The 13,047-nt window shown below is 57.7% G+C and carries 10 protein-coding genes; all 10 read left to right on the top strand.

Features of this window, described 5'->3' with window-relative positions:
* Positions 1–137 precede the first annotated feature (137 nt).
* The 10 genes from A2273_00170 (at position 138) to A2273_00125 (ending at position 13,017) form a co-directional block, all read left to right on the top strand.
* Positions 138–4,616 (top strand): hypothetical protein, encoded by a 4,479-nt coding sequence (locus A2273_00170; protein ID OGF06665.1) that lies wholly within the window; start codon positions 138–140, stop codon positions 4,614–4,616.
* Between the two features lie 339 nt (positions 4,617–4,955).
* On the top strand, positions 4,956–6,275 hold the full coding sequence (locus tag A2273_00165; protein OGF06664.1) for a GTPase: 1,320 nt from the start codon (positions 4,956–4,958) through the stop codon (positions 6,273–6,275).
* Positions 6,276–6,382: 107 nt separating this feature from the next.
* On the top strand, positions 6,383–7,330 hold the full coding sequence (locus tag A2273_00160) for a carbamate kinase (GenBank protein OGF06663.1): 948 nt from the start codon (positions 6,383–6,385) through the stop codon (positions 7,328–7,330).
* A gap of 60 nt (positions 7,331–7,390) precedes the next feature.
* Positions 7,391–7,633, top strand: coding sequence for a hypothetical protein (locus A2273_00155; protein OGF06945.1), 243 nt, complete (start codon positions 7,391–7,393; stop codon positions 7,631–7,633).
* Positions 7,630–8,766 carry a 2-oxoglutarate synthase subunit alpha gene (locus tag A2273_00150; GenBank protein ID OGF06662.1) on the top strand — a complete coding sequence of 379 codons (1,137 nt, stop codon included), beginning with the start codon at positions 7,630–7,632 and terminating at the stop codon, positions 8,764–8,766. The genes A2273_00155 and A2273_00150 overlap by 4 nt, the downstream gene beginning before the upstream one ends.
* A 2-nt stretch (positions 8,767–8,768) precedes the next feature.
* On the top strand, positions 8,769–9,584 hold the full coding sequence (locus tag A2273_00145) for a 2-oxoacid:ferredoxin oxidoreductase subunit beta (protein OGF06661.1): 816 nt from the start codon (positions 8,769–8,771) through the stop codon (positions 9,582–9,584).
* 127 nt (positions 9,585–9,711) lie between these two features.
* On the top strand, positions 9,712–10,254 hold the full coding sequence (locus A2273_00140; GenBank protein ID OGF06660.1) for a 2-oxoglutarate ferredoxin oxidoreductase subunit gamma: 543 nt from the start codon (positions 9,712–9,714) through the stop codon (positions 10,252–10,254).
* A complete protein-coding gene (locus A2273_00135; protein OGF06659.1) occupies positions 10,251–10,745 on the top strand; it encodes a nucleoside-diphosphate kinase in 495 nt (164 codons plus the stop codon). Before A2273_00140 ends, A2273_00135 begins: the two co-directional genes overlap by 4 nt.
* A 232-nt stretch (positions 10,746–10,977) precedes the next feature.
* Positions 10,978–12,291, top strand: a complete 1,314-nt coding sequence (locus A2273_00130; protein OGF06944.1) for a propionate kinase — start codon at positions 10,978–10,980, stop codon at positions 12,289–12,291.
* Between the two features lie 192 nt (positions 12,292–12,483).
* On the top strand, positions 12,484–13,017 hold the full coding sequence (locus tag A2273_00125; GenBank protein ID OGF06658.1) for a hypothetical protein: 534 nt from the start codon (positions 12,484–12,486) through the stop codon (positions 13,015–13,017).
* Positions 13,018–13,047 lie beyond the last annotated feature (30 nt).

The following is a 13,047-nucleotide window of genomic DNA, read 5'->3' as shown; positions in this document are numbered from 1 at the left end:
ATGGACTCAACTGATAGAGGTTTCTTTTTATGAATAAAATATCATCTGTCACAATAAGGCACTATTTGTTCCTTAGCATTAATATGATTGTCGGTGCATTTGTTGCTCATACCACGGCTTATGCCGTTGGCGGAGTGATGTCCGGCAGCGGAACCGTTGCCGATCCCTATTTGGTGGAGGATTATGCCGATCTGAAGGCTGTTGGAACGACGTATGGCCTTGGTGCAGTTTACCGGATGACCGCTGATATCGACGCCTCGGCCTCGGCTACGGAGAACGGGGGAAGTGGATTTACTCCCATCGGCAGATCGGTGCCCTTTTTTACGGGCACCTTGCATGGATCGGGACATGTCATCAGGAATTTAACCATCAACCGTCCCGATAGTTCGTTTGCAGGTTTGTTCTCTTATACCAAAGGCTTGGTGGATAGCCTGGGGCTTGAAGATCTGTACCTGCGAGCCTGGTCCTATGTCGGCGGTATAGCGGGAGAAAATGATGGCACCATCAATCAATGCTATGTCACAGGAACCGTAATCGGCAATGGGGGGACGGCGGGCGGGTTGGCTGGCCGCAATAATGGCTATTCCACGGCTGGGACCATCGATAGATGCTATGCGTACTGCCAGGTATCCGGTGGCAACGGAACTGGCGGTCTGGTGGGAAGCAACTATTACGGCAAGGTATATGACAGCTATGCCACCGGCCCGGTCTCGGGAACCGGTTCGGTGGGGGGGCTGGCGGGGTCCAATTCGTCGAGCACCCTTACCAAGTGCTATGCCACCGGTCCGGTGACAGGCTCGGAAAACAATGTGGGTGGTCTGGTCGGATCCAATTACTTCTATTACGCCGGGTCGATCATCAAATGCTATGCCACCGGCAGCGTCACCAGTTCTGGACAGTACATCGGAGGCCTGGTGGGATACAATTACGGCTGGAGCATCGGCACGGTCAGCGATTGTTATTCCAGCGGGAAAGTGGCCGGAGGCGGCACCGTCGGGGGGATTATCGGCTACCACAAGACCACTACGGTGTCCGGCAGCTACTGGGACATCGATGCGTCGGGACAGACGACCGGGATCGGATCCAACAGTGGGACGGGGGTCCCCACCGGACTGACCACCGCGGCGATGAGGCAATCGGCCAGTTTTTCCGGGTGGGATTTTCCCGGTGTTTGGAACATCCGGGCCGACAGCACCTATCCCGGCCTGCAGGCCTTGGACAACGCACCGTTCGCCTTTAACGACACCCTTACCTCCGACAGATCCTTCCCGTTGTCGAATCTTTTGTCTAACGATTTCGACGTGGAGACGGCCGGCAGCGCTCTGGTACTTAAAGTGACAAGCACCAGCGCCGGTACCACCGACAGCACCACCACCCTAACCTTTTCCGGCGGCATCCCCAACGGGACGGTGGCCGCGGTCAAGTACCGGGTGGGCGAAGTCCGGGCTTCCGACACCCTGTGGGGGAACATCGCGTCCGCGCAACTCACTTTGGTGACCCTGGACGGCAGCGGCACTGAGGGCGATCCTTTTCTGATTGCCAATTACACCGACCTCAAGACGGTGGGGATCAATTCCACCTACCACCTGGGGGCGGTATACCGGATGACGGCCGATATTGATGCCTCGCCTTCGGCTTCCGAGAACGGCGGGGAAGGCTTCATTCCCATTGGGAACGGCAGCTCCAAGTTCACCGGGAAGTTCCACGGGGCCGGGCATCTGATCTCGAATCTATACATCAACCGGCCGACGACCGACTATGTGGGGCTGTTCGGCTATGCCAGCGGCGCCACCATAGACAGCTTGGGACTGGCGGGTGGCGTTGTCTCCGGCTATGGAACGGTCGGGAGCCTTTCCGGCTATTTGATCAGTAGCGGCGCGGTGAGCGATTGCCACTCCAACTGCCAGGTAACGGGCGGATATTACCACGTCGGCGGTCTGATCGGCTTGGTCGACCAAAGCGCGGTCAGCCGCTGCTACTCGACTGGGATGGTGTCGGACACCTTATCGTTTGTGGGCGGCCTGATCGGGTCCATCGACAACTATGGAAGCGTCACAGAAAGCTTCGCCACCGGAACCGTGTACGGCGGGGGCTGCGTCGGCGGCCTGGTGGGTTACAACATCAGGTATAGCACGGTGAACAAATGCTATGCCACCGGCCCGGTGACCTTGGTCCGTAGCAGCGCCGTCGGCGGCCTGGTGGGCTATAATAAGACCTCCGCCACCATCAGCCAGAGCTACTCCACCGGATTTGTGACTGGAAGTGCCTATGCGGGCGGGCTGGTGGGGTGGAACTCCGCTAGTACGGTGAATACCAGCTATTGGGGAATCGAATCATCCGGCAAAAGCAGCGGCCTGGGGTACAGCGACCTCGGCGCCACGTTTTCGGCCACCGGCCTGGCCATAACGGCCATGAAACAGTCAGCCAGTTTTTCCGTGTGGGATTTTTCCGGTGTTTGGAACATACGGGCCGATAGCACCTATCCCGGCCTGAAGGCCCTGGACAACGCCCCCTTTGCCTTTCAGGATACACTGCGATCGGATACCACCTTCATGCTGGCCCAGCTGCTGCTCAATGACTGCGATCTGGAGACCGCCCAGGCGGGCTTGGTGCTGCAGGTGATCAGCGTCAGCGCCGGGATTACCGACAGCGCCAGCAACCTGAGCCTGCCGGGCAATACCGTCAGCGGACTTGTAGATACGGTCGTATACCGGGTGGGGGAGGTCAGACTTTCCGACACCCTGTGGGGCAACCAGGCCACAGCCCTGGTCACCATAGACAACGCCCCGCCGGCGGCCCCGGCCCTGGCCTGGCCAACCAACGGCGCCATCTCCGGGGATTCCGCGGTGACCTTCCGGTGGAGCCCGGCCGCCGATGATTTCGGGCTGGGACACTATCGTCTTCAGTGCGCGGCTGACTCCGGCTTCACTGCGGCCCTGCAGGATACCGCGGTAGCGGATACCGGGCTGGTCCTGACGGTCTCATTAGCCGACAGCCTGCATTACTGGAGGGTGCGGGCGGTGGACGCCTGCGGCAATGTGGGAGAGTATTCGTCAGTTTGGAGGTTTGAGATCGACGTCACCAGTCCGATTGATCCCAGTCTGCTGACCCCGGCCAATAATGCCTGGTTGTCATCTGATACCGCCTTCTGCACCTGGAGCGCAGTCAGCAAAAAGACCAAGGCCTCGGCGGTGTATTATGTGCTGAAAGCCTATGCTTTGTCCGATACCATAAATCCGGTTGTTGTCGACACTACGTCTCTGACATCGGACACTTTATTGGTATCTCAGGGCCGTTACCGGTGGCTGGTGGAGGCCTACGATGAGGCCGGCAATCCTCCGGGCATATCGGGCTTCTTTAACTTTGGTTATGATACAACCTCACCGGCAATGGCCTTGTTGATCAGCCCCAATGACAGCTTGATCACCAACCAAAGCAATAACAATTTTATCTGGAATAGCTGTTTTGATAGCATCAGCGGCCTGAAGAACTACACTTTACAATATGCCTACGATGCAGGGTTCACCGAGGGCCTGGCCGAGACCACCTTGACCGACACCAGCATAGCTTTGATCCTGGCCGACAGCAATTACTGCTGGCGGGTGGTGGCCCGGGATACTGTTGGCAATACCAGCATCTCAGGCCTCAGGTATTTGACAGTGGATACGCACGATCCGAACGTTCCGACCCTGCTATCCCCGATTGATGATTGCTGGACCATAGATACCACCTTGGTCTGCAGCTGGACTGAGGTGGCCAAGAAGGCATCGCCTGCGGCCAAGGCCTCGGAGGTGTCATACGTGATACAATTGGACACCAACAACACCTTTGCCTCGCCGATCATCGAAGATACCACAAATATCCTGCTGGATAGCTTCAACCTGTCGGAAGGTCAATACTACTGGCGGGTGATGGCCTTTGACCTGGCCGGGAATTTTGGGATCTATTCGGCCTACCGGACCTTTGGGATAGACACCACCGCACCGGATATCCAGTATGTCACAAACTTACCCGACGACCCCAGCTCTCCCTACGGGCCGTACGAGGTAAGCAGCAAGGTCTATGACCTGAGCGGGGTCAAGACAGCTTATATGTTCACCCGGATCAACGGGGGAGGGTGGGACAGCACGGCCATGTTCTCGGTTTCGGACTCATTGAGGGACAGCATACCGGAGATAAATCCAGCCACCGACGAGACCCTGAGTGTCAGTTATTACCTCAAGATCAGCGACATGCTGGACCACCAAAGCACCAGCAGTACTTATAGCTTCAAGGCCATCGGGCCCTCGGGGGTGGCGGGGAAGCCGGGAACATCATTGCCGACGGTCTATGCCCTTCAGAATGCCTATCCCAACCCGTCGCGGGGTCAGACCATCTTCAAGTACCAGCTGCCGAAGGAGAGCAAGGCCAGCCTGACGGTCTACAACGTGGTGGGCCAGGCGATCAAACGGTTCGACCAGGGAACCAAGCCGGCCGGGTACCACCAGATCAGCTGGAACGACAATACCCTGCCCAACGGCATCTACTTCTACCGCTTGCAGGCCCGCCTATGCCAAGGCTCCGGCGGACAAGCCGGGGAGTTCAGCTCTACTAAAAAACTGTTGATAGTAAGGTAACTGTCTTAACCTAGATGATAAAACATAAGGGGCTGTTTTAAAGGACAGCCCCTTTATTATTTTACAACCTTAATTTAAAGTCTTTCGATGCCAGGCCTTTTATCCTTGACATAAGCCCGTATTGGTGTTAAAATACAACCCTAATTCCACAAATGGAAATATTCCGTATGTTGTTATCGCGTAATTACATATTAGACTGGCTTCGGGAAGACCCCTTCGACTGAATTTAGAATCATTTCGGGCATTTGCACGATCGCTGTATTATTTACTTTACTGCGGAGCATTGCCTTTTTTTATTTAACCGGAAATAAATGAATCAAATAAACAGGAGAGCCAAAGATGTCCAAAAAAAGAGTGCTGATCATGGGAGCCGCCGGGCGCGATTTCCATAATTTCAATACCTATTTTCGCGACAACAAGGATTACGAAGTGGTGGCCTTCACCGCCACCCAGATCCCCGATATTGCCGGGCGCAAATATCCGGCGGCTCTGGCCGGAAAGCTTTACCCCAAGGGCATTGCCATCTACGATGAGAAAGAACTCACCAAGCTGATCGCCAAACTGAAGGTCGACCAGGTGGTGTTTGCTTACTCCGATGTGCCCTACGCCTACGTCATGGGCAAGGCGGCCGTGGTCAACGCCGCCGGGGCGGATTTCATGATGCTGGGCCCCAAGGATACCATGATCAAGTCCACCAAGCCGTTGATCTCCGTCTGTGCGGTGCGCACCGGCAGCGGCAAGAGCCAGACCACCCGCCGGGTGATCGAGATCCTGATGGCCCTGGGCAAGAAGGTGGTGGCCATCCGCCATCCCATGCCCTACGGCGACCTGGTCAAGCAGAAGGTCCAGCGCTTTGCCACGGTCCAGGACCTGGCCAAGCATAACTGCACCATCGAGGAGATGGAGGAGTACGAGCCGCATGTGGTGCGCGGCAACGTTATCTACGCCGGGGTGGACTACGAGGCCATTTTGCGCCAGGCCGAGAAGGAGGCCGATGTCATCGTCTGGGACGGCGGCAATAACGACTTCTCGTTCTACAAGTCCGACCTGGAGATAGTGGTGGTGGATCCGCACCGTCCGGGGCATGAGCTGTCATATTATCCGGGCGAGGTCAATCTGCGCCGGGCCGATGTCATCGTCATCAACAAGGAGGACAGCGCCAGGAAAGAGGACATCAAGACCGTCAAAGCCAATATCAAAATGGCCAATCCCAATGCGCTGGTGATCGACGCCGATTCCCCGGTAACGGTGGAACAGCCCAAGAGCCTTAAAGGGAAGAGGGTGCTGGTGATCGAAGACGGCCCGACCCTGACCCATGGCGAGATGAAGTACGGCGCCGGGGTGGTGGCGGCCAAGAAACACGGGGTGGCCAAGATGATAGACCCCCGTCCCTACGCAGTGGGCACCATTGCCGACACCTTCAAGAAATACCCCGGCATCGGCGTACTGCTTCCGGCCATGGGCTATTCCGACAAGCAGATCAAGGACCTCCAGGCCACCATCAACCGGACGCCCTGTGACATGTATGTGGTGGGAACGCCCATCGACCTGCGCCGCCTGGTCAAATTCCCCAAACCGGCGGTTCGGGTGGGATATGACCTCAAGGAGACCTCCCATCCCGATCTAACTGCGGCCATCAAAAAGGTCATCAAAAAATAATAAAACCTTAACCATTGCAACGGCCTCATTGCTCTGCGCTGCGGGGATATTTCCCCCTGTTGCAGAGAGTGGGGTCTTTGCCGTGATACCAACCTTAAGAGAAATATATGCCCAATACTAAAACCGCGGTGGTGGCCCTGGGCGGGAACGCCATCGGCGCCACCGGCAAGGAAGACATTCACCAGCAGTTCGCCAACACCCGGCAGGCGGTGCTGGCCATCACCGAGCTGGTCAAGGAAGGCTACAACCTGGCCGTCTCCCACGGCAACGGCCCCCAGGTGGGCAATGCCCTGCTTCGCGTTGAACGGACCTTCCCGGACGGCATTCCGGCCCTGCCTTTGGGTGTCATTGTGGCCGACACCGAGGGCGGGATGGGTTACATGATAGAGCAATCCCTTCAGAACAATCTGATCAGGGAGAAGATCGATCGTGACGTGGTTACCATGGTCACTCAGGTGGTGGTAGATAAGGATGATCCCTCGATATTGGATCCTTCCAAACCAATAGGCCCCTATTATAAGCAGGATGAAGTTGAAGCTTTGCTTAAACGCGGCTGGGTGGTCAAAGAAGATGCCGGACGGGGTTACCGTCGCTTTGTGCCGTCCCCCATTCCCCGCTCCATCGTCAACCGCCGGACCATCAAGGAACTGGTGCATTCCGGGACCATCGTCATCGCCGCCGGGGGCGGAGGGGTGCCGGTGTATGCCAAGAATGACGGAGGCTATGAGGGGGTGGATGCGGTGATAGACAAGGACCGAGCCTCGGCGGTCCTGGCCCGCGACATTGAGGCCGAGACCCTCTTGATACTGACCTCGGTGGAAAAGGTTTCGCTGAACTATAAAAAGCCGGACCACAAGGAGCTCAACAGAGCCACATTGGCTGAGGCCAAAAGATACCTGGCCGAGGGGCATTTTGCAGCCGGCAGCATGGGCCCCAAGATCGAGGCCGCCATTCAATTCTTGGAATACGGGGGCAGACAGGTTATTATCACTTCCCTGGAAAAGGCAGCCGAAGCGCTAAACGGTAAAGCAGGAACAATTCTTGGTGTTGAGTGAATCTGATAAAGTAAAACATTAAATATATTGGGAGACTTTATGGCCAAAAATACCGATGTGATGGAGGCCAGGCTTGCCATCGAGGAGGATTTTAAAAAGGGCTATGACCTGCCGGTGTATGTCTACAAGCCCTGGTGCAAATCCTGCGAGATCTGTGTGGCTTTCTGTCCCAAGAATGTCCTGGAGATGGGCGAGGACCGCAAGCCTGTAGTGGCCCGTCCGGACGACTGTATCTTCTGCAAACAGTGCGAAATAAGATGTCCGGACCTGGCCATCTTTCTAACCCGGGAGAAAAAGAAATGAACAAGGATATCAGATTACTGCAGGGCAACGAAGCCTGCGCCTTGGGCGCCCTATATGCCGGATGCAATTTTTTCGGAGGCTATCCCATAACGCCCTCCACCGAGATCGCCGAGGATATGGCTTTGATGCTGCCGAAAAAAGGCGGCCGGTTCATCCAGATGGAGGACGAGATCGCCGGCATCGGCACCATTCTGGGGGCCGCCGCCGCAGGGGCCAAGGCCATGACCGCCACCTCCGGGCCGGGATTCTCCCTGATGATGGAACTGCTGGGATATGGCTGCATGGCCGAGATCCCCTGCGTCATCGTCAACGTCCAGCGGGGTGGACCTTCCACCGGGTTGCCCACCAAGGGGGCCCAGGCCGACATGATGCAGGCCCGTTGGGGCACCCACGGCGACCACCCCACCATCGCGCTCTGCCCCTCATCGGTGGAGGAATCGTTCAAGCTTACCGTCAAGGCCTTCAATCTGGCCGAAAAATTCCGGATGCCGGTGATCCTCCTTTTGGACGAATTCATCGGGCACATGCGTGAGAAGATGGAGATGCCTGCCCCGGGAGAGCTGGAATTATATACCCATCCCCAGCCGACGGTCAGCCCGGCTGAATATACCCATTACGGCGACGGAAGCAGCGTGGGAGGGCCATATGCCTCCATGGGCAGCGGGTACCGCTTCAATATCACCGGCCTGACCCACGATCAGCACGGATTTCCCACTGGCCGGTCCGACGAGATCCAGTGGAAGATGGACCGCCTGAAAGATAAAATCGAGGGCCACCGGGCCGAGCTGCTGGAAGTGGACCAGGAATTCATGGATGACGCCGAGATCGCGGTCTTTTCCTACGGCGGAGCGGCCCGCAGCGCCCAGCAAGCCATCCGGGAGGCCCGGGCCAGTGGCATCAAAGCCGGATTAGTGAGACCCACCACCATCTGGCCCTTCCCGGACAAGGCCCTGGAAGAGATCTTGCGCAAGGTCAAAACCATGATCGTGGCCGAGATCAGTCAGGGTCAATTGCTGGGCGAGATCCAGCGCCTGAACCAGACCCACACCAAGGTGGTTCCGGTCCAGCGCTATGACGGCGAGATGCTGACCCCCAACGAAGTGCTGAACGCCATTGTGGAGGTGACAAAATGAGAATGCACCCATCCTATGAAATGCTTCGGCCCGGCAAGAAGTTTCCCCATGTCTGGTGCCCGGGCTGCGGCCATGGCATAGTCCAGGGGGCCATCATCCGGGCGGTCCAGAAACTGGGCTGGTCCCGGGACGAGATGGTGATGGTCTCCGGCATCGGCTGTTCCTCCCGAATGCCGGTGTATGTGGATTTCAACAGCCTGCACACCGCTCACGGCCGGGCCATCGCCTTTGCCACCGGGGTCAAGTTGCATAATCCCAAACTGCATGTGATCGTGATCACCGGGGACGGCGACGCTCTGGCCATCGGCGGCAACCATTTCATCCATGCCTGCCGCCGCAACGCCGACCTGACCGTGATCCTGATGAACAACAACATCTACGGGATGACCGGCGGGCAGTACTCGCCCACCACCCCCATCGGCAAGCGGGCCTCCACCGCGCCCTACGGCACGGCCGAGCGCGATTTCGATCCCTGCGCCCTGGCCCAGGCGGCCGGCGCGGCCTTCACCGCCCGGGGAGTGGCCTACAACGCCCTGGAGCTGGAAAAACTGATCGAGACCGCCCTGACCAAGAAGGGATTCTCCCTGGTGGAGGCCATCAGCCCCTGTCCCACCCTCTACGGCCGGCTGAACAAGGAGGGCAGTGCGGTCAAGATGCTGCAGTGGCAGAAGGCCAATACCATCAACATCAAGGCTGCTGAAAAACTACCCATGGATCAGGTAAGCGGAAAGATAGTGACCGGCATCTTCCACGACGTGGAGACCATACCCTATACCGAGATCTACGACCGGATCATCCGCAAGGCCCAGGGGAAATAATATGATAATGGTAAGGGCACGATGCATCGTGCCCCAACAGTAGACGAAGAACCAGCAAGGGCGCGGTGACCGCGCCCCCAACAGATAAGTAAGGGCGAGGTAACCTCGCCCCAACAGAGGATATAAAATGAAGAACAGATACGAGATACGTCTTTCCGGTTCCGGCGGCCAGGGGATGATCACCGCCGGGATCGTTCTGGCCGAGGCCGCCGGGGTATATGACGGCAAGAACGTGGTCCAATCCCAGAGCTACGGCCCGGAGGCCCGGGGCGGGGCCAGCAAGGCCGAGGTGATAATCTCCGACAAGGAGATCTTCTACCCCAAGGCCACCGCCATCGACATCCTGCTGGCCATGACCCAGGAGGCCTGGGAGAAATACAGCAGCGACCTCAACCCCGACGCCGTGGCCATCGTGGATTCCTGGTACGTCAAGAATGTCGACAAGCCCGGAGTGATCAGCCTGCCCCTGAGCCTGAAGGCCCGCGAGGAGGTGGGGCTGGAGATCATCGCCAACGTCATCGCCCTGGCGGCCATCGCCCAGATCACCGGGGTGGTCAGCCGGGAGGCCCTGGAAAAATCTTTGCTTTCCCGCATTCCCAAGGGAACCGAGGAAAAGAATAAGAAAGCTCTGGAGATAGGGTTCCAGCTGGGAAAGGAAGCCAAGAAATGACCGGGCAGCAGCATCCCAAAGGGCCGCCGGAGCGGACCCTGATGATCATCAAGCCCGATGCGGTGGAGCGGGGGCTGATCGGAGAGATACTGCACCGGGTGGAGCTGGACGGATTCCAGATCATAGCCATGAAGATGATCAAGATGACCGAGTCCCAGGCCAAGGGGTTCTACCGGATGCACCGCAAAAAAAACTTCTACAAGGCCCTGGTGAAGTTCATGACCTCGGATCCCAGCGTGTTGTGCGTGCTGGAAAGGGAGAACGCCATAGCCAACCTGCGCCAGCTGGTGGGCAGCACCAACCCGGATGAGGCCGCCTTCGGCACCATTCGCCATGACTATGCCACGGCCACCCGCTTCAACTGCGTCCATGCCTCCGATTCGCCGGAATCGGCCAAACGCGAGGTGCATTTCTTCTTCCGGGAAAGCGCCATGGTCAGGATCCACCGCCGGATCAAAAGGATCTACAGCATGCCGTTCGCCAGGAGATAACCGGGATACTGGCCAAATAGTTGAACTGTCTTTATATCCCAAGGAATCGCAGCGTTGCTGATGAGAGCAGAAAATAATTGACATAAGGCCATGAATGGCCTTAATCGCTTTTAGTCGGAGTCCTTAACCCAGTCCTTAAGGGCTGGGTTAAGAGGCGATGAGGTTATCGGATCTTATCTTGTTAACAAAAACCTTTAAATATATTTCAAGAGGTGTATCAGTGTCCAACGACATCATAGTGCTGTCGCTCAATTGCGGGAGCTCGTCGGTCAAGTACCAGCTTTACAACTATAGCCAGAAGGAGATCATGGCCAAGGGCCTGGTGGAGAGGGTGTCCACCGAGAGCTCCTTCATCATCCACGAGGTGCCCCATCGGGAGCCCCACAAAGCGGAGAGATCCTGCCCCAATCACGAAGTGGCCATCCAGCTGATACTGGACACACTGCTGCACGAGAACCATCCGGTCATCTCCGACATCAAGGAGATCACCGCGGTGGGCCACCGGGTGGTGCACGGCGGCGAGAAATTCGCCAAATCCACCCTGATCAACGAGGAGGTGATAAAAACCTTCGAGGACCTGTCCGCCCTGGCCCCGCTGCACAACCCCCCCAATGTGCTGGGGATCCGGGCCGCCCAGGCCCTGATGCCCACCATCCCCCATGTGGCGGTGATGGACACCGCCTTCCACCAGACCATGCCCAAGACATCATATATCTACCCGGTGCCCTACGAGTGGTACGAGAAGTACGGGGTCCGGCGCTACGGGTTCCACGGCACCTCCCATCTTTACGTGGCCCGCCGGGCGGCGGTGATGCTGGGGAAGAGCCCCTTCGAGGTCAATCTGATCACCTGCCACATCGGCAACGGGGTCAGCCTGGCCGCCATCAGGAACGGCTGTTCCTACGACACCAGCCTGGGCCTGACCACCATGGAGGGCCTGGTGATGGGCACCCGCAGCGGCGACGTGGACCCCGGGCTGATGCCCTTCATCTGCAACAAGGAGAAGCTGACCACCAGGGAGGTGGAGTCCATCTACCTCAAGAAAAGCGGGGTGCTGGGCATCTCCGGGAAATACATCGACCGCCGGGACATCGAGAAGGCCATGGACGAGGGCGACGAACGGGCCAAACTGGCCTTCGAGATCGAGGCCTACAAATTGCGCAAGTACATCGGATCCTACTATGCCGCGCTGGGGCATCTGGATGCCATCGTCTTCACCGGCGGGGTGGGGGAGATGGGGCCGCGGCTCAGGGCCCAGGCGGTCTCCGGGCTGGACGAGATGGGGATCGTGCTGGACCAGGAGAGGAACACCACGGCCAAGAACCGCAATCACGAGTTTGTGATCTCGTCCGACAGCTCCCGGGTCAAGCTGTTCGTCATTCCCACCGACGAGGAACTGGTTTTCACCGAGGACGTGGTGGCCATCATCGAACGGCGCTACGACGTCCACACCAATTTCAAATATTCCTTCCAGGACCCCGGCTACCGGAACAACATGCGGGACGAGGCTTACCAGTGGGCCCTGGATAAGAAGCAGCAGAAATAGGCCCCCGGGTTATCCTTGCCACAAAGGCACCAAGACGCAAAGATTTTCACCCACTTGTCATTCACGCGTTTCATTACATTCAGCAAAACTCTGGCGGAAATCCAGGTTACTGCACTCAACCGACCCGAGAGGGAATCCATTTTTAAACTCATGCGATCAATCATCAAGGCGATATAATCTAATGGGCACCAAGTGAAGATCAGGGTCAAGGAATTACGGGAGGGGTTCAATCCCTACCGGGTGGAGAGAAAGGGGAGCATCGGAGACCCTCCGGAGTTCGCCGATCTTTCGGGCGACCTGGTCATCGAGAAGTGCGGCACCACCCTGAGGGTCAGGGGCGCTTTGAGTTTCACCGCCCTTCAGGAGTGTTCCCGCTGCCTGAACGATTTTGAATGCGCCGTCAGCCAGCCCCTGGAGCTTTTCTACCGTACCGGAAAATTAGAGGATGCGCTGGTGGGGAAGGAGGCGGAGCTCACTTCCGACGACCTGAACGTGATAGCCTACCGGGGCAACGAGATCGACCTGTGGCCCGACCTCAGGGAGGCCATGGTACTGGCCCTGCCCATGAAGCCGCTCTGTTCGGAGGACTGCCGGGGCATCTGCCCGACCTGCGGAAAGGATCTCAACAACGGGGAATGCCGGTGCGGCAAGCGATCCATGGACCCCCGCTGGGAGGGCCTGCTTAAGCTGGAGGGGAAAAAGCCGGCCGGGAAAAAGAAAAAGTGACCCCACCCCAAGGTTTAAACCACAAAGGGC

This window comes from Candidatus Edwardsbacteria bacterium RifOxyA12_full_54_48, assembly GCA_001777915.1.
Classification (GTDB): Bacteria; Edwardsbacteria; AC1; order AC1; family EtOH8; genus UBA2226.
Note: the sequence above shows the minus strand (reverse complement) of the source record. Positions and strands in the feature narration are given on the sequence as shown.